This is a genomic window from Mesorhizobium sp. WSM4311 (assembly GCF_002295115.1).
Lineage (GTDB): Bacteria > Pseudomonadota > Alphaproteobacteria > Rhizobiales > Rhizobiaceae > Mesorhizobium.
This window is the reverse complement of record NZ_NSFV01000012.1, coordinates 110,123-132,414: the sequence shown is the minus strand read 5'-3', so window position 1 is coordinate 132,414 and position 22,292 is coordinate 110,123. Positions and strand designations below refer to the sequence as shown.

The 22,292-nt window shown below is 64.0% G+C and carries 22 protein-coding genes; 18 read left to right on the top strand and 4 right to left on the bottom strand.

Annotated elements, in window-relative coordinates:
• Positions 1–14 precede the first annotated feature (14 nt).
• The 5 genes from CK226_RS26810 (at position 15) to CK226_RS26790 (ending at position 4,383) form a co-directional block, all read left to right on the top strand.
• On the top strand, positions 15–536 hold the full coding sequence (locus CK226_RS26810) for an RNA pyrophosphohydrolase (protein ID WP_095789936.1): 522 nt from the start codon (positions 15–17) through the stop codon (positions 534–536).
• Between the two features lie 65 nt (positions 537–601).
• Positions 602–1,747, top strand: a complete 1,146-nt coding sequence (gene alr / locus CK226_RS26805) for an alanine racemase (protein WP_095793501.1) — start codon at positions 602–604, stop codon at positions 1,745–1,747.
• A 275-nt stretch (positions 1,748–2,022) separates the two neighbouring features.
• Entirely contained in the window at positions 2,023–2,445 is a 423-nt protein-coding gene (gene rnk, locus CK226_RS26800) for a nucleoside diphosphate kinase regulator (RefSeq protein WP_095793477.1), read from the top strand.
• Between the two features lie 14 nt (positions 2,446–2,459).
• Entirely contained in the window at positions 2,460–3,002 is a 543-nt protein-coding gene (locus CK226_RS26795; protein WP_095793476.1) for a nucleoside-diphosphate kinase, read from the top strand.
• 124 nt (positions 3,003–3,126) lie between these two features.
• The gene (locus tag CK226_RS26790) at positions 3,127–4,383 is read left to right on the top strand and encodes a D-amino acid dehydrogenase (protein WP_095793475.1); all 1,257 of its coding nucleotides are present in this window, start codon (positions 3,127–3,129) and stop codon (positions 4,381–4,383) included.
• 16 nt (positions 4,384–4,399) lie between these two features.
• On the opposite strand, the gene CK226_RS26785 is transcribed toward CK226_RS26790, so the two are convergent.
• Together CK226_RS26785 and CK226_RS26780 are read right to left on the bottom strand one after the other, a co-directional pair.
• Positions 4,400–6,553, bottom strand: a complete 2,154-nt coding sequence (locus tag CK226_RS26785) for a phosphatidylserine/phosphatidylglycerophosphate/cardiolipin synthase family protein (RefSeq protein WP_095793474.1) — start codon at positions 6,551–6,553, stop codon at positions 4,400–4,402.
• Positions 6,550–6,993 carry a hypothetical protein gene (locus CK226_RS26780; protein ID WP_095793473.1) on the bottom strand — a complete coding sequence of 148 codons (444 nt, stop codon included), beginning with the start codon at positions 6,991–6,993 and terminating at the stop codon, positions 6,550–6,552. The genes CK226_RS26785 and CK226_RS26780 overlap by 4 nt, the downstream gene beginning before the upstream one ends.
• Positions 6,994–7,182: 189 nt before the next feature.
• Between CK226_RS26780 and CK226_RS26775 the strand changes: the two genes are divergently transcribed.
• On the top strand, positions 7,183–7,755 hold the full coding sequence (locus CK226_RS26775) for a hypothetical protein (protein WP_095793472.1): 573 nt from the start codon (positions 7,183–7,185) through the stop codon (positions 7,753–7,755).
• 30 nt (positions 7,756–7,785) lie between these two features.
• Here the strand turns inward: CK226_RS26775 and CK226_RS26770 are convergent, their stop codons facing one another.
• A complete protein-coding gene (locus tag CK226_RS26770; protein ID WP_095793471.1) occupies positions 7,786–8,667 on the bottom strand; it encodes a LysR family transcriptional regulator in 882 nt (293 codons plus the stop codon).
• A 160-nt stretch (positions 8,668–8,827) separates the two neighbouring features.
• Between CK226_RS26770 and CK226_RS26765 the strand changes: the two genes are divergently transcribed.
• The 3 genes from CK226_RS26765 to CK226_RS26755 all read left to right on the top strand — a co-directional run bounded on the left by CK226_RS26765 (position 8,828) and on the right by CK226_RS26755 (position 11,451).
• Entirely contained in the window at positions 8,828–10,324 is a 1,497-nt protein-coding gene (locus CK226_RS26765; protein ID WP_095793470.1) for a CoA-acylating methylmalonate-semialdehyde dehydrogenase, read from the top strand.
• A gap of 248 nt (positions 10,325–10,572) precedes the next feature.
• Positions 10,573–10,878, top strand: a complete 306-nt coding sequence (locus CK226_RS26760; RefSeq protein WP_095772005.1) for a hypothetical protein — start codon at positions 10,573–10,575, stop codon at positions 10,876–10,878.
• Positions 10,879–11,139: 261 nt separating this feature from the next.
• The gene (locus tag CK226_RS26755) at positions 11,140–11,451 is read left to right on the top strand and encodes a hypothetical protein (protein ID WP_095789929.1); all 312 of its coding nucleotides are present in this window, start codon (positions 11,140–11,142) and stop codon (positions 11,449–11,451) included.
• A gap of 8 nt (positions 11,452–11,459) precedes the next feature.
• Here CK226_RS26755 and CK226_RS26750 read toward each other — a convergent pair whose 3' ends face one another.
• Positions 11,460–12,152 (bottom strand): GntR family transcriptional regulator, encoded by a 693-nt coding sequence (locus CK226_RS26750; RefSeq protein WP_179296389.1) that lies wholly within the window; start codon positions 12,150–12,152, stop codon positions 11,460–11,462.
• A 69-nt stretch (positions 12,153–12,221) separates the two neighbouring features.
• Between CK226_RS26750 and CK226_RS26745 the strand changes: the two genes are divergently transcribed.
• From CK226_RS26745 to CK226_RS26705, 9 genes are all read left to right on the top strand, one after another.
• Positions 12,222–13,157 carry a dihydrodipicolinate synthase family protein gene (locus CK226_RS26745; protein WP_095793469.1) on the top strand — a complete coding sequence of 312 codons (936 nt, stop codon included), beginning with the start codon at positions 12,222–12,224 and terminating at the stop codon, positions 13,155–13,157.
• Positions 13,158–13,171: 14 nt separating this feature from the next.
• On the top strand, positions 13,172–14,485 hold the full coding sequence (locus tag CK226_RS26740) for an FAD-dependent oxidoreductase (protein ID WP_179301135.1): 1,314 nt from the start codon (positions 13,172–13,174) through the stop codon (positions 14,483–14,485).
• Between the two features lie 16 nt (positions 14,486–14,501).
• Positions 14,502–15,503, top strand: a complete 1,002-nt coding sequence (locus CK226_RS26735) for a 4-hydroxyproline epimerase (protein ID WP_095793468.1) — start codon at positions 14,502–14,504, stop codon at positions 15,501–15,503.
• 336 nt (positions 15,504–15,839) lie between these two features.
• Positions 15,840–16,742 (top strand): branched-chain amino acid ABC transporter permease LivH, encoded by a 903-nt coding sequence (locus CK226_RS26730; protein ID WP_095772009.1) that lies wholly within the window; start codon positions 15,840–15,842, stop codon positions 16,740–16,742.
• A gap of 4 nt (positions 16,743–16,746) precedes the next feature.
• Positions 16,747–18,342 (top strand): high-affinity branched-chain amino acid ABC transporter permease LivM, encoded by a 1,596-nt coding sequence (gene livM, locus CK226_RS26725; RefSeq protein WP_095789925.1) that lies wholly within the window; start codon positions 16,747–16,749, stop codon positions 18,340–18,342.
• Positions 18,342–19,817 (top strand): ATP-binding cassette domain-containing protein, encoded by a 1,476-nt coding sequence (locus CK226_RS26720; protein ID WP_095789924.1) that lies wholly within the window; start codon positions 18,342–18,344, stop codon positions 19,815–19,817. The genes livM and CK226_RS26720 overlap by 1 nt, the downstream gene beginning before the upstream one ends.
• Positions 19,817–20,545, top strand: coding sequence for an ABC transporter ATP-binding protein (locus CK226_RS26715; RefSeq protein ID WP_095772012.1), 729 nt, complete (start codon positions 19,817–19,819; stop codon positions 20,543–20,545). The genes CK226_RS26720 and CK226_RS26715 overlap by 1 nt, the downstream gene beginning before the upstream one ends.
• A 110-nt stretch (positions 20,546–20,655) precedes the next feature.
• Complete coding sequence (locus tag CK226_RS26710; protein ID WP_010912085.1) at positions 20,656–21,003, top strand: DUF6867 family protein; 348 nt, start codon at positions 20,656–20,658, stop codon at positions 21,001–21,003.
• A 137-nt stretch (positions 21,004–21,140) separates the two neighbouring features.
• Positions 21,141–22,256 (top strand): branched-chain amino acid ABC transporter substrate-binding protein, encoded by a 1,116-nt coding sequence (locus tag CK226_RS26705; RefSeq protein ID WP_095772013.1) that lies wholly within the window; start codon positions 21,141–21,143, stop codon positions 22,254–22,256.
• Positions 22,257–22,292: the final 36 nt, after the last annotated feature.

Sequence of the window (22,292 nt, the reverse complement as noted above, 5' to 3'; positions counted from 1 at the left end):
GGAGAGACTGACTGATGCCGAAGACGAAAATGGTCGACCGCGAAACGCTGCCCTACCGTCCCTGTGTCGGGCTGATGATCCTCAATGGCGAGGGCCTGGTCTGGGTCGGGCATCGCATTGCCGAACCCGACAGCGAATTTGCCGGTACGACGCAGCTATGGCAAATGCCGCAAGGCGGCATCGACAAGGGTGAGGAACCGCTGCAGGCGGCCGAGCGCGAGCTTTATGAGGAGACCGGCATGCGCAGCGTCTCGCTGCTCGCCGAAGCGCCGGACTGGATCAATTACGACCTGCCGGACCATCTCGTCGGCATTGCCTTCAAGGGCCGGTACCGCGGCCAGACGCAGAAATGGTTCGCCTTCCGCTTCCATGGCGAGAGCAGCGAAATCCAGATCAATCCGCCGCCCGGCGGCCACACCGCCGAATTCGACAAATGGTCGTGGCGGACGATGCAGGACCTGCCCGACCTGATCGTGCCGTTCAAGCGCAAGGTCTATGAAGACGTGGTGGCGGCGTTCAGCCATCTGGCGCGGTAATCGCGCGTCGAGGTTGCCGCGTTGGTGCGAGGGTCGTATTGATGGCCGATGCAATGAGGGTCGCCATGAACGACGCCGTCAACCGGTCCGCTGCGAAAACCGTCACCGGTTGGCCGGTCAGCGAAGCGGCGGCCGGAGCGATCCTGACGATCGATCTCGGCGCGGTCCGTGAAAACTACCGGCGGCTGAAGGCGCGGCTGGGCGGCGTGGCCTGCGCCGGCGTGGTCAAGGCCAATGGCTACGGCCTCGGCGCGGCCCAGGTGGCTGCGGCCCTGATCCGGGAAGGCTGCGACATCTTCTTCGTCGCGCTGCTGACCGAAGGCGTTGCGCTGCGCAAGACGATCGGAACCGGACCCGACATCTACGTGCTGAACGGGCTGCCGCCGGGCTCCGAGCCGGAAGCGGTGGCGGCCGGGCTCTGCGCGGTCATCAACAGTGGCGCGCAGTTGAAAGCCTGGCGCGCGGCGGCGCACGATGCCGGTCGCCGGCTGCCGGCGGCCATCCAGGTCGACAGCGGCATGTCTCGGCTCGGCTTGGCGCCGACCGAGGTCGCGGCGCTGGGCGGGGATAGCAGTGCGTTCGACGGCATCGACGTCAAATATGTGATGAGCCATCTGGCCTGCGCCGACGAGCCGCGCCATCCGGCCAACGAACAGCAAAGGCTGGCCTTTGAACGGCTGCGCGCCATGCTGCCTGAGGCGCCCGCCTCGCTCGCCAATTCTTCCGGCATCTTTCTCGGACCGTCCTATCAGCACGATCTCGCTCGGCCGGGAGCGGCGCTCTACGGCATCAACCCGACGCCCGGCGAGCCCAATCCGATGCTGCCCGTGGTGTGGCTGCAGGCCAAGGTGGCGCAGACGCGCCGCGTCGAAAAGGGCGCCGGCATCGGCTATGGCCACAGCTATCACGCGGACGCTCCGCTGGGCCTGGCGACGATTTCGTTCGGCTATGCGGATGGCTGGCTGCGCCGCTCCGCTTCGGCGGGCTGGTTCGAGGGCGTGCGCCTGCCTTTCCTCGGGCGTGTGTCAATGGATTCGATCATTCTCGACATATCGGCCCTGCCGCCCGGCAGGCTGCGCGAGGGCGATCTGGTCGAGTTGCTCGGTCCCTCGCAGAGCGTCGACGACGCCGCCGGCCATGCCGGCACCATCGGCTATGAAATCCTGGCCAGTTTCGGCCCGCGCTTTCACCGCCGCTATGTCGGCGGTTGAGCGGTTTGGCCGCGCTTGACAAGCGTGCGCCTGTCGGCAAGGTTCGGGGCATGAGCAACCTCGCCTACACCAGAACCTTGTTCAGGGTCTGCCCGATCGCGGGATCGTAGCCCCGGCGCGGCCGCCTTCCGGCGTCCGTCCGTATCGGGGCATCCATACATCCAAAACCGCCATCAAGCCGTACAGCCCTTCGCGGCTGCCGGCCTTTCATCACGCCGCCGTCAGTGCGGTGGCAAGCGCGCGTCCATTCGATGCGCCGATCCAAGAGGTTTGCCATGCAATATGCAACAGGACTGCGTCCGCCAAGCCGGATTCTGATCAGCGACACCGACCATGACAGGTTGACCGGCCTGGCGAGAGCCTTGCTCGACCGCGCCCCGGAGACGGCCGAGGAACTGCTCCTCGAAATGGACCGCGCCGTCGTCACGGAGGCCGCAGCGATGCCGGCCGACGTGGTGCGTATGGGGTCGATCGTGACGGTCCGCGGCGAAGCCGGGGAGACCCAGCGCATCATGCTGGTCTATCCCGGCGAAGCCGACATTGCCGAAAACAAGATCTCGGTGCTGACGCCGATGGGAACGGCGCTCATCGGAGCGGCGATCGGGCAGGCGGTGTGCTGGAGCAGTCGTGGCGGCCGTGAACTGTCGGTGACGGTCGAGGCCGTCGACACACCGGCCTCCGGCGCGCAGCGGCGCTGATCGTGGAGGCGGTGATGAAAAGCACGAATTGCTGCCTGACGACGAAGGACCGCGCCGTCCTCGAAATCATGCTGGAGCGCCGGCGGGCATTCGCGGACCCGATCGTGCAGATGCTCGAACACAAGCTCTCAAGCGCTGATGTTGTCCCGATCGATTCGGTCGGCCCCGATATCGTCACGCTGAACAGCAGGGTGGTGTTCAGCGTCGATGCCGGTCACGCCGAGACGCGCACCCTGGTGCAGAACGAGGTGCGCGGACCGGTGGGCTCCAGCCTGTCGGTGGCAACCAGGCGTGGGCTGTGCATGCTTGGCATGGCGCAGGGCCAAGCGGCTTCGATCGAGCATGCCGACGGCCGGCGGGAGTCGATCCTGATCAAGGCCGTGCTCTACCAGCCGGAGGCTGCCCGGCGCGCGGTCAGGCAGAAAGACCGGACCGACGGGCGGCGACCGCACGGGCTCACTCTCGTCTACAGCGCCGCAGACGATTGGCGGCCTCTTGGCGAGACGGCCGGAATGCGGCAGACAGAAGATGACGACCCCGGTCCCTCGGCGGCGTGAATGGGCAACAGCGCACGGTTCTCGAAAATCGGCATCGATTTTCATTTGGGATCATGCGCAAATCGAGAAATGCGGTGGCGTCCACGGGCGTCCTGAGGACGCGCGGCGCGGCAAGGAGTGAACGATGCAGATCATGGTGCTGGGCGGCGGCGTCATTGGGGTGACCACGGCCTATTATCTTGCCGAGGCCGGCCACGAGGTGACGGTGCTCGACCGCCAGAAAGGCCCGGCGCTGGAAACCAGTTTCGCCAATGCCGGCGAGATTTCGCCCGGCTATGCCTCGCCCTGGGCCGGGCCCGGCATTCCGCTGAAGGCGATCAAATGGCTGTTGATGAAGCATGGCCCGCTGGTGGTGCGGCCGGCCTTCGATCCGCATATGTGGACCTGGCTGGTCAAGATGCTGCGCAACTGCACCGCCGAACGCTATGCCGTCAACAAGTCGCGCATGGTGCCGCTGGCCGAATACAGCCGCGACACGCTGAAGGCGCTGCGCGAGGCGACCGGCATCACCTATGACGAGCGCAGCCGGGGCACGCTGCAGCTGTTTCGCACGCAAAAACAGCTCGACGGCACCGGTGGCGATGTCGATGTGCTGAAGAAATATGGCGTGCCCTACGAGATCCTCGACCAGGACGGCTGCATCGCGGCGGAGCCGGCGCTGGCCGGCGTGCGCGAGAAATTCGTCGGCGGGCTCAGGCTGCCGCATGACGAGACCGGCGACTGCAAGATGTTCACCGAGAAACTGGCCGAGCTCTGCGTGGAGCGCGGCGTCAAGTTCGAATACGACACGACGATCTGGCGCGTCCTGCGCAGCCGCAACCGCATTGCCAATATCAGCACCAGCAAGGGGTTCAAGGCCTCCGAAGCCTATGTGATGGCGCTGGGCAGCTACTCGGCCGGCTTCATGCGCCGGATGAAGCGGTCGGTCCCGGTCTATCCGGTCAAGGGCTATTCGATCACCGTGCCGATCAAGGATGCCGCCCTGGCGCCGGTGTCGACAGTGATGGACGAAACCTACAAGGTGGCGATCACCCGGCTGGGCGACCGCATCCGCGTCGGCGGTACGGCCGAGATTTCAGGCTTCGATCTCAGGCTGCACGAATCGCGGCGGCGCACGCTCGAACATTCGGTCGGCGATCTCTTTCCGGGCGCCGGCGCCATGCGCGAGGCGACCTTCTGGTGCGGCCTGCGGCCGATGACGCCGGACGGGCCGCCGCTGATCGGCCGCACCGAGCTTTCCAATCTCTTCCTCAACACCGGCCATGGCACGCTCGGTTGGACCATGGCGTGCGGCTCTGCCAAGGTGCTGGCCGACATCATGTCGAACAAGGTGCCCGACATCGATGCCCGAGCGCTGGCTCAGGAGCGCTACCTGAAATAGGCGCGGCGCGGGAAGATCAGAACGCCTGCCTGACCCAAGCCTCGTCGAACAGCAGCCGATAGGCCCAAGGGATCGTCACGTTGGCGGCGACCGGGTTCGAGTGGGCGAGATAGTCGTCATAGATCGGCTTCATCCTGACGTAGAAGGCGGGATCGAGCACCATCATGCCGTTCTCTGAATCGTGGAAGAAGCTGCGGTTGTTGAGATTGACCGAGGAGATGGCGACCAGCCTTTCGTCGATCATCATGATCTTGGAATGCAGCACCACGTCGGGCGCCTTGAACTCGCGGATGTTGATGCGGTCGCCATATTTCTCGACGAACAGCTTGTTGAGCGCAGTGAGGAACCTGCCGCCAATGTCGCCCTTGAGGTCGATGCGGCCGACAATGTCGATCTTGACGCCGCGGGCGAGCGCCCGGTCGAAGGCCTGGGTGAGGCTCGGCGTCAGATTGAGGTAGGGGTTTACGATCTGGATATGGTGGCGGGCGGCGTCGACCAGTTCGACGAAATAGTCCTCCAGCGCATGGTCGTCCTCATAGGGCACGGAAATGAAATGCCGGGCATTGCCCTGGGGGTGGCCATCTCCACGGACCGGGATGGAGAAGGGGCGCGCCAGATTGGTGTCGGCGTCGCGCAACCATATCGTCGACAGATGCGCGGCGAGCGTCTCGACCGTCGCCCTGTCGGCGAACTCGATGTCGAAGTCGCTCCAGTTCGAATAGTAGTTCAGCGAAAAGCCATCGGTCTTACCGTATTGCTGCAGGTCCGGATAGCGCGACAGGTCGATCGGACTGTGGAACAGGAAACCGTCATGGATGTTGCGGCCGCCGATGATGACGCGCGAGCGCGCAGGGTCCAAAGCCAGCGTCGCCAGCATCTTGATATGATGGGTCTTGTGCATCTGTGAGATCTGCTCGTCGATCGGCGCGCCGTGATCGGCGCGCCAGCGGTATTCCTGCAATTCGACATTGGGGAACTCCGCCGCCAGCCGGTGCAGCATGGCGTCGTCCTTTTCGCGCTCCAGCACGTCCGTGACCAGGATGCGCACCTTGGTGCCAAGGGCGGCATGATGGCGGATCAGCCGCTCGATGATGCGGCCGGAAAAGTCGGCCTTGAATTCGAGCGACGACAGATAGATCAGCTTCAGCCTGGGCGCCCTGGAGAAATCGAGAGGCAGTTCCGGGTCGCCTTTGTCTATTGCCGCATCGGAAAGCTGTGCGCCCATCAGCGCCTCGACCTTGGCGTTGAAGCCGTCGCGCGACTTGCGCAGCAGCCGAGGCTCGCCGATTGGCAGGGCGCAGGTCTGCGACAGCCAGCGGCTGGCATAGAAGGCACGCTCAAGCGCGTCGAGGCCGGCGCTGTCGGGGACCGGGCAGCGCTCGTAGCGGCTGTCGAAGCTGGCGAGTGAGGGATCCGCGGCCTCTTCGCGCCGGATGGTGAGCGGCGCGCCGGCCGGGGCAAGGCTGGAGCGGACCCTTGCCGTGCAGCGGTTCAGGCTGTCACTTGGAAACAGGCTGACCGTGTCGTCCTCACCCGACAGGCGGAAGCGAAATGCCGCGCCGACGGCGATGGTGCGCGCGGCGCCGGCGGCGCGGATCGCCAACGCGCCGTCGCAAGTAGCCTCGATCTCAGCCGGCTGCTCGCCGGCCTGGCGCACGACGATCTCGGTACTGCGCGCCTGCAGGCCGGAGAAATCGAAACTCTTGGGTGACGAGGGCCGTGCGGCCGCATCGATGTAGAGGGTCTGCCGCGACACCCGCCAGCGTCCGTCGAAACGACCCTCGCCGCTGCCGCCATTGGCCGGCGGCAGATGCGTCCTGGTGACCGGTCCGGCCAGTTGCTGCAGCTTCGAATAGGTCGCCTGGAAGCCGCTGTTCCGCACGTCGCGGCGGTTGCGCCCGAACGGGCCGGTGCCGTTGGCGCGGTCCATGGCGCCGAGCTGATTGTAGGCGAGCAGCGCCAGGAAGCGCCTTTCGTAGTCGCTGGCGCCGGCGTCGCCAAAAAACTGCGACGCCGCGACCTGCGGCCCAGGCATGCTTGCTGACAGCCAGGGCCGCGCACAGGCCGCCTCTCCCGGCAGGAGATCGCAGGAATCGCGGCCTGTTCCGGCACAACCGGCAAGGGCGATCAGCCCGAACAGGGCAAGGATGACAAATGCGTGGCGATTCACCCGGTGGCTCCGGCCTTCATGACGCTCAACTGAGCCGGGTCGCGCGGCGGCATGAAGCCTTGGGGAAACACCTTGCAGACGGGAATGGCGAAGGTAGCGATCAGCAATTCCGCCTCGCCGCGCATCTTGCGTGGCGCCGTCTTGTCATCACGGATCGCCCTGGCGGAGGCGACGAGCGCGCCGTCGCAATCGCAATGATCGTGGCGCGCGATGTAGCAGGCGTCGTGGGTCCGGCACACCGCGTCGAGGCGGTCGACCGGCCGGGCCGACAGATCGCCGGTGCGGGTGCCGGGGCCGCAATAATTGCCGAAGACGAAAGGCGAGGGGCGCGCCATGGCGTAGCGGATCGGCTTGGGCAGTTCGGCTTCCGGCACTTTTGCCCACGGGTTGGCGCAGGCCGAAACGAAAATCAGCGGCAGGATGGCAAGAACGGCTCGCATGTCTATCCGCGCCAGCTTTCTGAACGATATTCCCACCCGGCGACCTGCCCGTGGTCGGCGCTGCACGCCTGATGCCACAGTGGCCGGTTTTGTGGCAAGGAAAAGGCGTCGCCTATTGACCGATCCTGATATATCGTGGCGGCACAATCTGCCCATGGCGCCACCTGCGCCTCACATTCGCGAGCGGTGATGCGTATCTGCTTCCTGGTTACGGCCGTCGGATTTCTATTCTGCGCAACAGCGGCCAATGCCGCCGACAAGACCGTCCACGACCGGGAAAATGGGTTCGCACTAACCTTTCCACCGGAATGGATCAATGAGCCGCCTTCCGGGGAAGCGATGCGGCTGAGCGTGCAATCCCCCGATCGGACCCTTACCTGCATGGTGTCGACGTCGCTTTACGATGCATCCGCACCGGATTCTCCGTCCGATCCGAGCAAGTTCATCGAGGGCTGGTCCATGGAAACATGGAAGATGATGATGGGCAAATCGTTCAGCACAGCCGATTTCAGCAATGACAAGCTTGCAAGGTTTCCCGACGGCTACCCTGTGCGACTTGCCGATCTGGATTTTACGGTTGTCGACAACGGTGTTCGCGTGCACGGCCATTCCAGATTTGCGTTCTCGTTGCGGGGAGCGCGCTATGGCTATGTCAATTGCAGCGTGATGAGCGAGAGCGCCGAGCAGGTGGAGCAGATGTGGGCGCCACTGGCGGACAAGGCCGAGCATGTCGTGAATTCGTTCGTTCTCGACCCACCTTGAACAGCGCATCGCGTCTGCCGGTTTGCGAAATCAGGCAAAGAGGCCCCGCTCCCGTTCCACCGCCTTGGTGATGAAACCGGCGACGATCTGGATGCGGCGCAGCGGCCTGACCGATTCGTGATAGACCAGCCAGTAGGCGCGGCGGATGGGCGCCACCACGTCGACAGCCACCAGTTCCGGCATCGACCGCGCGACGAAGGTGTGCAGGATGCCGATGCCGGCGCCCGAGCGCACCGCTTCGGCCTGGCCGAGCGCCGAGGAGATGGCGAAGCTGGTGCGCCAGTCCGCGCTGAATTCGGCCGCGTAGTCGAGCGAAGGGCTGACGATGAGGTCGGGTACATAGCCGATGAGTGTGTGCCGGCCGAGTTCGGCGGCGGTTTTGGGCAGGCCATTGGCATCGGCGTAGGCGCGCGATGCAAACAGGCCCAGCGAATAATCGACCAGCTTTCCCGCCACCAGCCGGCCTTCGGTCGGCCGCTCGACGGTGATGGCGATGTCGGCTTCGCGTCGGGACAGCGAGAAGGAGCGCGGCACCGGCACGAGCTGGATCGTCAGTTCGCGATGCAGCGCGGTCAGTTCGCCGAGGCGCCTGGCCAGGAAGGCGACGCCGAACCCGTCCGGCGCGCCGATGCGCACGGTGCCGGAGATATCGTCGCCTTCGCCTGATATGGTCGAGCGCGCGGCGATCATGTCGCCCTCCATGCGCTCGGCAATATCAAGGAATCGCTCGCCGGCCGGCGTCAGTTCGCTGCCGGTGGTCAGCCGGCGGAAGAGCTTCGTGCGCAGCGCTTCCTCGAGCGCTGCGATGCGGCGCGAGACTGTGGCGTGGTTCAGCTCCAGCCGCCGGGCGGCGCCGAGGATCTGGCCGGCGCGTGCCACGGCGAGAAAGATGCGGACGTCATCCCAGTTCATGGGAATCCCCAGGAGATATCTTGTCGTAAGTCATTTGCGAGAATTGATGCTCGCCCGTCAACCGATATCTAATTTTCGCACAACGGTTGCGTTCTCCCTCGCGTTGCCTTCGCCACCGCAAAGGCGGACAATGCGCCATCACAAACAAGGGAGAGATATCATGATCGAATACGGTCATTTCATCGGCGGCAAGCGTGTCGCCGGCACCAGCGGCCGCAAGCAGGACGTCATGCAGCCGATGGACGGCTCCGTGCGCGGCACGGTGGCGCTGGCCTCGCAAGCGGAACTGCGCGCGGCGGTCGAGAATGCCAAGGCGGCGCAGCCGAAATGGGCCGCCACCAACCCGCAGCGCCGCGTGCGCGTGCTGATGAAATTCCTCGAACTGGTCGCCCGCGACTATGACGAACTGGCCGACATACTGGCACGCGAGCACGGCAAGACCATCGCCGACGCCAAGGGTGACATCCAGCGCGGCCTCGAAGTGGTCGAAGTCTGCATCGGCGCGCCGCACATGATGAAGGGCGAATTCACCGATGGCGCCGGCCCCGGCATCGACGTCTATTCGATGCGCCAGCCGCTCGGCGTCGTCGCCGGCATCACGCCGTTCAATTTCCCGGCGATGATCCCGCTGTGGAAGATCGCGCCGGCGATCGCCTGCGGCAATGCCTTCATCCTGAAGCCGTCGGAGCGTGATCCGGGCGTGCCGATCCGCATCGCCGAACTGTTCCTCGAAGCCGGCCTGCCTGCCGGCATCCTCAACGTCGTCAACGGCGACAAGGAAGTCGTCGACGCCATCCTCGACGATCCCGACATCAAGGCCGTCGGCTTTGTCGGCTCGACGCCGATCGCCCACTACATCTATTCGCGCGGCACCGCGGCGGGCAAGCGGGTGCAGTGCTTCGGCGGCGCCAAGAACCACATGATCATCATGCCCGACGCCGACATGGACCAGACCGTCGACGCGCTGATCGGCGCCGGCTACGGCTCGGCCGGCGAGCGCTGCATGGCGATCTCGGTGGCTGTCCCGGTCGGCAACGACACTGCCAACCGGCTGATGGAAAAGCTGATCCCGCGCGTCGAGAGCCTGAAGGTCGGCCCGTCGACGGATTCGGCCGCCGATTTCGGCCCGCTGGTGACGGCTCAGGCGCTGGAGCGCGTGAAAGGTTACGTCGATACCGGCGTCAAGGAAGGCGCCACGCTGGTCGTCGATGGCCGCGGCTTCAAGATGCAGGGCTATGAGAACGGTTACTATATGGGCGGCTGCTTGTTCGACAACGTCACGGCGGACATGCGCATCTACAAGGAAGAAATCTTCGGGCCGGTGCTCTCGGTGGTTCGTGCTCCGACCTATGAGAGCGCGATCAAGCTCGCCAACGACCATGAGATGGGCAATGGCGTCGCCATCTTCACCCGCGACGGCGACGCCGCGCGTGACTTTGCAAGCCGTGTCCAGGTCGGCATGGTCGGCGTCAACGTGCCGATCCCGGTGCCGATCGCCTATTACACCTTCGGCGGCTGGAAGGCGTCGTCCTTCGGCGACCTCAACCAGCACGGTCCGGACGCCTTCCGTTTCTACACCAAGACCAAGACGGTGACCTCGCGCTGGCCGTCCGGCATCAAGGACGGTGCGGAGTTCGTCATCCCGACGATGAACTGAGCTGACGGTCTTCTTGGCTGCGCGCCTCTCGCCCTCGGCGGCGGGCGCGCGGCAACATATCCGACATCGAAGGCCCGGGCTGCATGCCCGGGCCTTTTCGTTGTGGTCGCGGCGTTATCCGCCAAATCGCTAATGTGATGGAACCAAGCGGGCGCCATACGTCTTACGCTGTATCCTGCAGCGCTTGCAGGCCAATCAACAGCGCCGGTAGCAGCTGGGGTTTTGCGTCTGGCGCAGGGAGGTCTCAGATGACACGAGGTCTTGTGGCGACGATGATCTTGATGTCGCTTGCGATATCAGCCGGTGCGGCGCAGGCGAATGCGGCTGGACAATGCGCACCGCGGGCCGATCTGATCAAGGCACTTGGCGAGAAGTTCCATGAGATCGAGGCCGGGCGTGGCCTGATCAATTCCAGCGTGGTTCTCGAGGTCTTTGTTTCCGAGCAAGGCAGTTGGACCGTTCTGGCCTCCGATACCAAGGGCCAGAGCTGCATACTGTCCGTCGGTGAAGGCTGGGACAGTACAATGATGAAAGCGGCCCTGCCGGGTGCTTGAGCGACCCGGCGCGTTCGCGGCCGCTCGGCAGGTCACGCCGTGACGGCAGGCCCTTTTTGCAGCGGCCTGAGTGTGGCTTGTTTTCAGATCGGGGCCTCACCATATCGATTCCAGGGAAATGATAAAATTCCCTGACGACAGACCGGAAACCAGAAGGAGTGACGTGATGAAGACGTCGAACCCGGCCTGGAGCGTTCTGGTGTATTGAGGCTGCCCCATGTGCCTCCCTTTGCCGGAACGCCAAGGCGAAGGAGGTGCCAAATGGCACACAAATTTTCGTTTCGATGGATCAGGATAGCCGCGATCGGCGCCGTGCTGGCGTTGTCGACGCTATCGGCGCAGGCGCAATTTATCTGCGGCGGCCACAGTGACCTTGTCACGGGACTGGCGCAGGCCTTTGAGCAAAAGCAGATCGGCTACGGTGTGGTCGGGCAATCCGCCATTGTGGAGATCTATGTCTCGGCAAGCGGGACCTGGTCGATGCTGGTGACCGACGTGCAGGGTCGAAGCTGCATTTTCGCGACCGGTGAGGGATGGGAGAATACCGCCATCGCCGCCGCGCGAGGGATTTGATCGCCCGATCAGCGTGTCGCGGCGACCTCGGCATGGCCTCGCAGCAGCGCCATCAGCCGCTTGGCATCCTTGGCGGCTGCATCCTCGTCGCCGTCGAGGATCGAGCGGATCAGCGCGACGTGATGCTCGGCTGACTCGGCGAGGCCCGTGTCCGCCTTGTAGCGGAACCAGAAGCGGCGGCTGTGGGTCTGCAGCGGCGCCGCCAGCCGCGCGGCGAAGGGGTTGTCGGCGGCCATCGCCAGCGCCTCGTCGAGCGCCTTGTCGGCCTGGATGAAGGCAAGCACATTGCCCGAGATGACCGCCTTCTGCATGGCGAGCGCCGCCTCGTGAAACAGGTCGGCCGCCTCGCGGGTGACGAAGCGGGCGGCCGAACGGGCCAGCACCACCTCGACACCGCGCCGGGCGTCGAGCACGCGCAGCCAGTCGCCGGGATGCAGCGGCGCGATCGCGATGCCGGCGCGCGGCCTGACATCAAGCAGCCCTTCCCAGGCCAGCCGCTGGATCGCCTCGCGCACCGGCGTGCGGCCGAGGTCCAGCTTCTCGATAAGCGCCCCCTCTGTGACAAAGCTCGACGGCGCCAGTTCCAGCGTAACGATCATATGCTCGAGCACGCGATAGGCCCTGGCCGCCGCCGGCTCGGAGGTCATAGTTGCTTCCATGGATATCAAAGGCGATCTCCTGATATATTCAAAATATATCATAACGGATTCCGCATTGACAGCGAGTTTCTTAACAGATATACGACTGATATATCAGATGGAGACACGACTATGTGGACCGGAGTTTTCCCCGCCGTCACGACCAAATTCACCGCCGACGACCGGCTCGACCATGCCGAAATGGAGCGCTGCTTCGGCCTGCAGATGGAGGCCGGTTGCGATGGCATCATCGCATGCGGCTCGCTTGGCGAAGGGCCGATGCTGTCGCCTGACGAGAAGATCGAGGTGCTGAAGACAGCGCAGAAAGTCGCCGGCAAGAAGCCGGTACTGCTGACCGTCAATGAGGCGGGCACCCGTGAGGCCGCCGCTATTGCCAGGCGCGCCGCCAGGGAAGGCGCCGATGGCCTGATGGTGGTGCCGAGCCCGATCTACCACACCAATGCGGAAGAGACCGTCGCCGCGCTGCGCGCGGTCGCCGAGGCTGGCGACCTGCCGGTCATGATCTACTCCAACCGGCTCGCCTATCGCGTCGACGTCACCGTCGACCAGATGGACGAGTTGGCGTCGGACAAGCGCTTCGTCGCCATCAAGGAATCCTCCGACGATATCAGGCGCTCGACGGAGATCATCAACCGGCTTGGCGACCGCTACGATCTGTTCACCGGTGTCGACAATCTTGCTTTCGAGGCGCTGTCGGTCGGCGCCATCGGCTGGGTGGCCGGCCTGGTCACCGCCTTCCCGCGCGAAACCGTCGCCATCTTCCAGCTGATGAAGCAGGGCCGCCGCGAGGAGGCGCTCGCCATCTACCGCTGGTTCCGGCCACTGCTCGACCTCGACGTCTCGACCTATCTGGTACAGAACATCAAGCTTGCCGAAGTGCTGGCAATCGATACCAATGACCGCGTGCGCATGCCACGCCAGCCGCTGTCGGGCGAGCGCCGCAAGGCGGTCGAGAAGATCATACGGGATGCGCTGGCGGCGCGGCCGAAGCTGCCTTCGCTCCAGACGTCTCCTCTATCGGCGGACAGACTGGTGGCAGCCGAATAAGGGACAGCATCGACGTGCCAGGAAATCCCAAATTGCCGGAACAGGAGCAGCGCTCCGCCGCTGGGGCACCTTCTCCGCGTGAACGGGGAGAAGGGAAAGATATCGCCATTGTCGGCGGTGGCATTATTGGCATCTGTGCCGCCGCCTTCCTCGCCGAGGCGGGGCGCGGCGTAACGATCTTCGACCGCACCGGCATCTGCGAGGAGACGAGCTCCGGCAATGCGGCCGCCTTCGCCTTTTCGGACGTGCTGCCGCTGGCGCACAAGGGCATGATCAAGCACCTGCCGAAATGGCTGGCCGATCCGCTCGGCCCTCTCAGCATTCCGCCCGCCTACCTGCCGCGGCTTCTGCCCTGGCTGATCCGCTTCTGGCGCGCCGGCGCGCCGGCGAAATACGAAGCAAGCCTCGCCGCCCAGGCCGGCATGATGAAGCTCGCCGAAACCGAATGGATGGGGCTGCTCGATCGCTCCGGCACGCGGCCGATGCTGCGCGAGGACGGCTCGCTGGAGCTCTACGAGAGCGAAGCCGAGTTCCGAGCCTCGCTGTCCGGCTGGGCCGAGCGCGAGCGCTTCGGCATCGGCCTTCGCCATGTCGAGGGCGAAGGCCTGGCGGGTCTGCAGCCGGGCCTGTCCCCGCGCTTCATCAAGGGCACCTTCGTGCCGGGCTGGAAGACGGTCGCCGATCCAAAGCTGCTCGGCAAGGCGGTGTGGGCTTACGCCGAGGCCAGGGGTGCCCGCTTCGAAAGGGCTGGGATCGACCGGATCGCGGCGGACCAGCATGGCGCGACGCTGACGCTGGCCGACGGCACGACCAGGCAGGCAAGGCACCTGATCGTCGCCGCCGGCGCCTGGTCGCACCTCCTGGCACAGCAGCTTGGCGACCGCATTCCGCTGGAGACCGAGCGCGGCTACAACACGACGCTGCCCAAAAGCGCCTTCGATGTGAAGCGGCAGCTGATCTTCTCCGGCCATGGCTTCGTCATCACGCCGCTGGAGACGGGCCTGCGCGTCGGCGGCGCGGTCGAACTCGGCGGCATAGAGCGGCCGCCCAATTTCAACAGATCGAAGGCGCTCCTGCAGAAGGCGCAGCAGTTCCTGCCCGGGCTCAATCCCTCGGGCGGGCGCGAATGGATGGGGTTCCGGCCCTCGCTGCCGGATTCGGTGCCCGTCATCGGCAAGGCATCGGGAAGCCGGCCGGTCGTCTATGCCTTCGGCCACGGCCATCTCGGCCTGACCCAGGCCGCGGCGACCGGACGGTTGATCCGGGAAATCATCCTGGGGCAGGTTGCGTCTGTTGATCTCGCCCCCTTCAGTCCACAACGGTTTTGAATTTTCGAGGAACGACATGGCCAAGAAATCCTTCTTCTGCATCGACGGCCACACATGCGGCAATCCGGTGCGGCTGGTCGCCGGCGGCGGCCCGCTGCTCGAGGGCTCGACGATGATGGAACGGCGCGCGCATTTCCTTGCCGAATATGACTGGATCCGCACCGGGCTGATGTTCGAGCCGCGCGGCCATGACGTGATGTCGGGTTCGATCCTCTATCCGCCGACGCGCGAGGATTGCGACATCGCCATTCTGTTCATCGAGACCTCCGGCTGCCTGCCGATGTGCGGCCACGGCACCATCGGCACGGTGACGATGGCCATCGAACACGGGCTGATCAAGCCGAAGACGCCGGGTGTGCTGAGGCTCGATACGCCAGCCGGGCTGGTCATCGCCGAATACAAACAGGTCGGCGAATATGTCGAGGAGGTGCGCATCACCAATGTGCCGTCGTTCCTCCATGCCGAAGGTTTGACGGTCGAATGTCCCGGGCTCGGCGAGATCACCGTCGATGTCGCCTATGGCGGCAATTTCTACGCCATCGTCGAGCCGCAGGAGAACTACCGCGACATGGCGGATCATTCCGCCGGCGACCTCATCGCCTGGAGCCCGGTGGTGCGGCAGCGCCTCAACGAGAAGTATTCCTTCGTGCATCCGGAGAACCCCGGCATCAACAGGCTGTCGCACATGTTGTGGACCGGCAAGCCGACGGTGGAAGGGGCCGACGCCCGCAACGCCGTATTCTATGGTGACAAGGCGATCGACCGCTCACCGTGCGGCACCGGCACCTCGGCGCGCATGGCGCAGCTCCATGCCAAGGGCAAGCTCAAGGCAGGCGACGCCTTCGTGCATGAATCGATCATCGGTTCGCTGTTCAAGGGCAAGGTCGAAAAGGAGGTCACCGTGGCGGGCAGACCGGCGATCATTCCTTCGATCGGCGGCTGGGCGCGGATGACCGGACTGAACACGATCTTCATCGACGACCGCGATCCGTTCGCGCATGGTTTCGTGGTCAAGTGAGGAGAATCCTGACGCTGCGGAAAGGAGTGTGACGAAAAGACCAACCTTGTCAGGAACGCAACGATTCCTCTTGTCACCTAATTTTGACGATGATTTCTTCGAAACGGGGCGCATGATACGGCCGAATCGTCAAAGACATTGCGTTATGCCAATGATAGGGTCCGCGATAGTCCAGGGGTCGGGTGCAGAAAACGGGCGGTCGGAACGACGTGAATCGGAAACACGCGGGGCGGTCAAAAAAATCACGTTGCAATCCGGGCTCGAAACTTTACGACTAGGGGAAATACGAAAAGGAATGCGTCTGCATGGGCGACATTCCAGGGGAGCCACGTACACATGCAGTATTTTGTCCAGCAGCTTATCAACGGGCTGACGCTGGGATCGATCTATGGGCTGATCGCAATCGGCTACACGATGGTCTACGGCATCATCGGCATGATCAACTTCGCCCATGGCGACATTTTCATGGTGGGCGCCTTCACGGCGCTGATCGTCTTCCTCATCCTCGGCGCGCTGTTCTATTCGGTGCCCGTGGTCATCGCTCTGCTGGTCATGATGATCGTGGCGATGCTGCTGACCAGCCTCTACAACTGGACGATCGAGAAGGTGGCCTACCGGCCGCTGCGCGGTTCGTTCCGGCTGGCGCCGCTGATCACCGCCATCGGCATGTCGATCGCGCTGTCGAACTTCGTCCAGGTGACGCAAGGTCCGCGCAACAAGCCGATCCCGCCGATGGTCAGCCAAGTCTACAACATCGACGGCGTCAGCGTGTCGCTGAAGCAGATCATCATCGTCATCGTCACCGCGCTGCTCCTGGTGGTGTTCTGGTACCTGGTCAACAGGACCTCGCTTGGCCGGGCGCAACGCGCCTGCGAGCAGGATCGCAAGATGGCCGCACTGCTCGGCATCGACGTCGACCGCACCATCTCGATCACCTTCATCATGGGTGCCTCGCTTGCCGCCGTCGCCGGTACGCTGTTCCTGATGTACTATGGCGTGGTGGCTTTCTCCGACGGTTTTGTGCCGGGTGTGAAGGCATTCACCGCGGCGGTGCTTGGCGGCATCGGCTCGTTGCCGGGCGCCGTGCTCGGCGGGCTGCTGATCGGCTTCATCGAGAGCATGTGGTCGGCCTATTTCTCGATCGACTACAAGGACGTCGCGGCGTTCTCGATCCTGGCCATCGTGCTGATCTTCCTGCCTTCCGGCATATTGGGCCGGCCTGAAGTCGAAAAGGTCTGAGATCATGGCCGTGACCGTATCTCGCGAGAGCGACAGCGTCGCCACCCCCACCCAACGCGCGCTTAAGGAAGCGTTCTATGCCGGCGCCATCGCGCTTGGCCTGTTCGTGCTGTTCATCGGGCTGAAGACCGGTCAGAACATGTCCAATGAACTGGTCCTGACTCAGCGCTGGGGCCTGCTCGCCGCCGTGGTGATCGCCACGGCCGTCGGCCGTTTCCTCTATGTCGCCTATGGCCAGCCCTTCATGGCCAACCAAAAGATCGCCAACGTCGCCACCGGTCTGTTGCCGGCCAGCGTGGGGTCACGGTTCTTCACGCTGCCGGCCTTCATCGTGGCTGTCGTCGCGGCGGTGCTGCTGTTCGTGTTCAACAGCTCCCTCGCCGGATGGGTGGGAGCAGAACCGGCCGGCTATCTGCAATTCCTGCGCGCCCTGGCGGTCATCTATCTGCTGGCTTGCGTGATCTACTACTTCCGCGCCTTCATCCATGCCAACTTCACCAAATTGGGCATCACCGCGCTGGTGCTGTACCCGATCCTCGTGGTCGCGGTGCTGTCGCTGAACGCGTGGTCGATTGCTGGAGGGCTGCAGGGCTCGCTGAAATGGGTCGACAATTTCGGCATCCAGATCCTGATCTATGTGATGCTGGCCTGGGGACTGAACATCGTCGTTGGCCTCGCCGGCCTGCTCGACCTCGGTTACGTCGCCTTTTATGCACTTGGCGCCTATGCCTATGCGCTTCTTGCCACGCATTACGGCCTGTCGTTCTGGATCCTGCTGCCGGCCGCGGGCTGCATGGCCGCCCTGTGGGGGGTGCTGCTCGGCTTCCCCGTGCTGCGCCTGCGCGGCGATTATCTGGCGATCGTGACGCTCGCCTTCGGCGAGATCATCCGCCTGGTGCTGATCAACTGGCGCGACGTCACCAACGGGTCGGCCGGTATCTCCGGCATTCCCAAGGTTTCCTTCTTCGGCCTGATGACCTTCAACGTGTCGGACCCCAACTACATTGCCAAGGTTCTGCATCTGGCGACATCGAGCGCCTACTACAAGATCTTCCTCTACTATCTGATCCTCGGCCTGTGCCTGCTTACCGCCTTCGTCACCATCAGGCTGCGCCGTCTGCCGGTCGGCCGCGCCTGGGAAGCCTTGCGTGAGGACGAGATCGCCTGCCGCTCGCTCGGCATCAACACCACCACCACCAAGCTGACCGCCTTCGCCACCGGCGCCATGTTCGGTGGCTTCGCCGGCTCGTTCTTCGCCGCGCGGCAAGGCTTCGTCAGCCCGGAATCCTTCGTTTTCCTGGAATCGGCCATCATCCTCGCCATCGTCGTTCTCGGCGGCATGGGCTCGCTGGTCGGCATCGCGGTCGCCGCGATGGTGATGATCGGCGGCACCGAGGCGCTGCGCGAACTCGATTTCCTCAAGCAGATCTTCGGGCCGGACTTCACCCCCGAACTCTACCGCATGCTTCTGTTCGGCATGGCCATGGTCATCGTCATGCTGTGGAAGCCGCGCGGCTTCGTCGGCAGTCGTGAACCGACCGCCTTCCTCAAAGAGCGAAGGGCTGTCTCAAGCTCCTTCACCAAGGAGGGCCACGGCTGATGAACGCGACCACGCAAATGAACGACGCCATCCTGCAGGTCGAACATCTGTCGATGAAGTTCGGCGGGCTGGTCGCCATCGGCGACCTCTCCTTCACAGCCAGACGCGGCGAGATCACGGCGCTGATCGGGCCTAACGGCGCCGGCAAGACCACCGTGTTCAACTGCATCACCGGCTTCTACAAGCCGTCCGAAGGCATGATCACGCTCAACCGTTCCGACGGCTCGACCTATCTCTTGGAACGGCTGCCCAACCATGAGATCCCGGCGCGCGCCAAGGTGGCGCGCACCTTCCAGAACATCCGCCTGTTCTCGGGCATGACGCTGCTGGAGAACCTTCTGGTTGCCCAGCACAACAAGCTGATGAAGGCCTCGGGCTATACGGTGCTCGGCCTGTTCGGCTTCAGCGGTTACCGCAAGGCATCGGCAGAGTCGATGGACCTGGCCAGGCATTGGCTGGAGAAGGCCGATCTCGTCGATCGCGCCGACGATCCGGCCGGCGATCTGCCCTATGGCGCGCAGCGGCGCCTCGAGATTGCGCGTGCCATGTGCACGGGTCCGGAACTTCTGTGCCTCGACGAGCCGGCGGCCGGCCTCAACCCGAAGGAATCGGCGGCACTCAACGAGCTCTTGATGGACATCAAGAACAACACCGGCACCTCGATCCTGCTGATCGAGCACGACATGTCGGTGGTCATGCAGATTTCCGACCATGTCGTGGTGCTGGAGTATGGCCGCAAGATCTCCGACGGCAATCCGCAGTCGGTGCGCACCGATCCACGCGTCATCGCCGCCTATCTCGGCGTCGACGACGAGGAGGTCGAGACCGTGCTGACCGAGGTCGGCGACGAGGACGTCATCGAGCAGCTCGACATTGGGCCGGATGCCGCACATGGTCCGGGGACATCGTCGTCATACCTGGCCGGACCCGTGACCGACACCGTCGGACACAGCGATGGCGAGCGCGTCACGGTGTCGAAAGGCGCCTCGAAGGCGGCACAGGTCGATGCCCGCGCGGCTACCGTGGCGAGTAAACCCGTCGCAAAACCGGCCGCGCCGGCCAAGCCGGCGGCGAAAGCGGCACCGAAGAAAACGGCCGCCAAGGCGCCCGCGGCAAAGGCCGAAGGCATTTCGAACCGCCTCGCCGCCCCTCGTGGCGGCAAGGCCGACAACCTGACCCGCATCAAGGGCATCGGTACGGTCAACGAGAAGAAGCTCAACGAGCACGGCATCTTCCACTTCGACCAGATCGGCGCCTGGAAGAAGGCCGATGTCGAGGCTGCCGAAGCCTATCTCGCCTTTGACGGACGCATTGCGCGCGAGGAATGGGTCAAGCAGGCCAAGCTGCTAGGTCAGGGCAAAGACACGGAATTCTCGCGCCGCGTCGACGCCGGCAAGGTGGCGACCAGCCATGCTTCCGCCAAGACTACCGGTGCGGCCAAGCCTGTGTCGGGCAAGCGTGGAGGGGGCAAATAATGGCCAGGACAACGCTGCTCGATATCAAGGGCGTGGAGACCTATTACGGCAACATCCGGGCGCTGAACGGCGTCGATGTCACCGTCAAGGAGGGCGAGATCGTGGCGCTGATCGGCGCCAACGGCGCCGGCAAATCGACGCTGATGATGACCATTTTCGGCGCTCCCCGCGCCCGCACGGGGACCATCACCTTCGCCGGCACCGACATCACCCAGTTGCCGACGCACGAGATCGCCCGCATGCGCATCGCCCAGTCACCCGAAGGCCGGCGCATCTTCCCGCGCATGACGGTGATGGAAAACCTGCAGATGGGCGCCAGCCTCGACAACCTCAAACACTATGACGAGGACGTCGAGAAGGTGTTCGCGCTGTTCCCGCGGCTCAAGGAGCGCATCGCGCAGCGCGGCGGCACGCTGTCGGGCGGCGAGCAGCAGATGCTGTCGATTGGACGCGCGCTGATGGCGCGGCCGAAGCTGCTTCTGCTCGACGAGCCGTCGCTGGGCCTGGCGCCACTGATCGTCAAGCAGATCTTCGATGCCATCCGCGAGCTGAACCGCACGCAAGGGCTGACCGTGTTCCTGGTCGAGCAGAACGCGTTCGGCGCGCTGAAGCTCGCCACGCGCGGCTACGTCATGGTCAACGGCAATGTGACGATGAGCGGCACCGGCAAGGAACTGCTCGCCAATCCGGAAGTGCGCGCCGCCTATCTCGAAGGCGGACATCACTGAGTTTGGAGCGGAATGTGCATCCGGTATCCCGCTCCAACTTGTTTGTTTGTCGCATGATCCTTGTCCGAAAAGTCTGCAACTTTTCGGGATCATGCTAGGGAGACTTCATCATGCAGGGCATTCTCTATGAGGAACCCTCGATCTGGCAGTTCTTCTTCGTCACCTGTCTGCTCGGCGGCTGGGCGGCCTGGATGACTGGCAAGGCCAGCGCCCAGACATGGCGCTCCTTCATCCAGCTTTTCGCCTATCTGCTGGGTCTCGGCATCGGCATCCGCTTCATCCATCACGCGCTGTTCGACGGCACGATGTTCTCGCTGCAGTACTATATCGTCGACACCATCGTGCTGATGATATTGGGCTTCGTCGGCTATCAATACACACGAACCAACCAGATGGTCACACAGTATAATTGGCTCTACGAAAGAGCTTCAATCTTGAGCTGGAAACCGAAAGGTTGACGTTCATCATTAACGCCGGGTCAGGGATGAATCGGCGTGACAAGTGCCTGAAAATCGGCAAACTATGCTTTCTGCGATAAGGGTGGGCATCGCATGAAAGCTTCATCCACGCCCACTCCGTTAATGGGAGCGTTTAAATGAAAAAGTCACTTTTGTCCGCCGTCGCCCTGACCGCGCTTGTCGCGTTCGGCGGCAACGCGTGGGCTGATGTAATGTTCGGCGTTGCCGGTCCGATCACCGGTCCGAATGCGGCCTTCGGCGCACAGCTGCAGAAGGGCGCAGAGGCGGCGGTCGCCGAGATCAATGCCAAGGGCGGTATCAACGGCGAGCAGATCAAGCTCGAAGTCGGCGACGACGTCTCCGATCCGAAGCAAGGCATCTCGGTCGCCAACAAGTTCGTCGGCGACGGCGTCAAGTTCGTGATCGGCCACTTCAACTCGGGCGTCTCGATCCCGGCCTCGGAAGTCTACGCCGAAAACAACATCGTCGAAATCACGCCGGCCGCGACCAACCCGAAGTTCACCGAGCGCGGTCTGTGGAACGTGTTCCGCACCTGCGGACGCGACGATCAGCAGGGCAGCATCGCCGGCGCCTACATCGCCGCGAACTTCAAGGATGCCAAGGTCGCCGTCGTGCACGACAAGACCCCTTATGGCCAGGGCCTCGCCGATGAAACCAAGAAGGCGATGAACGCCGCGGGCGTCAAGGAAGTGATGTATGAAGGCGTCAATGTCGGCGACAAGGACTTCTCGGCGCTCATCGCCAAGATGAAGGAAGCCGGCGTCACCCTGATCTACTGGGGCGGCCTGCATACCGAAGCCGGCCTGATCATCCGCCAGTCGGCGGACCAGGGCCTCAAGGCGCCGATGATGTCGGGTGACGGCATCGTGACGGACGAACTCGCCGCGATCGCGGGCGACGCCGTCGCCGGCACGCTCAACACGTTCGGACCCGATCCGCGCCTGATCCCGGCCAACAAGGAACTCGTCGAGAAGTTCCGCGCGCAGGGCTTCGAGCCGGAAGCCTACACGCTCTACGCCTACGCCGCCGTGCAGGTGGTCGCCGAGGCGGCCGCTGCCGCCAAGACGAACGACCCGCAGGCCGTCGCCAAGGCGATGCATGAAAGCGGCCCGTTCCCGACCGTGCTGGGCGATCTTGCCTATGACGCCAAGGGCGACCCGAAGCTGCCGGGCTACATCATGTACGAGTGGAAGAAGAAGGACGACGGCAAGTATTCCTGGTTCCCGAAATAAGCTGCTCTGGCAGGTCTGAAATCCAAGATGCCCGGC

Bases quoted from the DNA above. Each gene is read 5' to 3' on its own strand.
- rnk (WP_095793477.1), top strand. From the start codon at position 2,023: ATGCAATATGCAACAGGACTGCGTCCGCCAAGCCGGATTCTGATCAGC.
- CK226_RS26795 (WP_095793476.1), top strand. From the start codon at position 2,460: ATGAAAAGCACGAATTGCTGCCTGACGACGAAGGACCGCGCCGTCCTC.
- CK226_RS26770 (WP_095793471.1), bottom strand. From the start codon at position 8,667: ATGAACTGGGATGACGTCCGCATCTTTCTCGCCGTGGCACGCGCCGGC.
- CK226_RS26780 (WP_095793473.1), bottom strand. From the start codon at position 6,993: ATGCGAGCCGTTCTTGCCATCCTGCCGCTGATTTTCGTTTCGGCCTGC.
- CK226_RS26790 (WP_095793475.1), top strand. From the start codon at position 3,127: ATGCAGATCATGGTGCTGGGCGGCGGCGTCATTGGGGTGACCACGGCC.
- CK226_RS26735 (WP_095793468.1), top strand. From the start codon at position 14,502: ATGGCCAAGAAATCCTTCTTCTGCATCGACGGCCACACATGCGGCAAT.
- CK226_RS26705 (WP_095772013.1), top strand. From the start codon at position 21,141: ATGAAAAAGTCACTTTTGTCCGCCGTCGCCCTGACCGCGCTTGTCGCG.
- alr (WP_095793501.1), top strand. From the start codon at position 602: ATGAACGACGCCGTCAACCGGTCCGCTGCGAAAACCGTCACCGGTTGG.
- CK226_RS26720 (WP_095789924.1), top strand. From the start codon at position 18,342: ATGAACGCGACCACGCAAATGAACGACGCCATCCTGCAGGTCGAACAT.
- CK226_RS26760 (WP_095772005.1), top strand. From the start codon at position 10,573: ATGACACGAGGTCTTGTGGCGACGATGATCTTGATGTCGCTTGCGATA.
- CK226_RS26745 (WP_095793469.1), top strand. From the start codon at position 12,222: ATGTGGACCGGAGTTTTCCCCGCCGTCACGACCAAATTCACCGCCGAC.
- CK226_RS26710 (WP_010912085.1), top strand. From the start codon at position 20,656: ATGCAGGGCATTCTCTATGAGGAACCCTCGATCTGGCAGTTCTTCTTC.
- livM (WP_095789925.1), top strand. From the start codon at position 16,747: ATGGCCGTGACCGTATCTCGCGAGAGCGACAGCGTCGCCACCCCCACC.
- CK226_RS26730 (WP_095772009.1), top strand. From the start codon at position 15,840: ATGCAGTATTTTGTCCAGCAGCTTATCAACGGGCTGACGCTGGGATCG.
- CK226_RS26715 (WP_095772012.1), top strand. From the start codon at position 19,817: ATGGCCAGGACAACGCTGCTCGATATCAAGGGCGTGGAGACCTATTAC.
- CK226_RS26755 (WP_095789929.1), top strand. From the start codon at position 11,140: ATGGCACACAAATTTTCGTTTCGATGGATCAGGATAGCCGCGATCGGC.
- CK226_RS26810 (WP_095789936.1), top strand. From the start codon at position 15: ATGCCGAAGACGAAAATGGTCGACCGCGAAACGCTGCCCTACCGTCCC.
- CK226_RS26765 (WP_095793470.1), top strand. From the start codon at position 8,828: ATGATCGAATACGGTCATTTCATCGGCGGCAAGCGTGTCGCCGGCACC.
- CK226_RS26775 (WP_095793472.1), top strand. From the start codon at position 7,183: ATGCGTATCTGCTTCCTGGTTACGGCCGTCGGATTTCTATTCTGCGCA.
- CK226_RS26750 (WP_179296389.1), bottom strand. From the start codon at position 12,152: ATGATATATTTTGAATATATCAGGAGATCGCCTTTGATATCCATGGAA.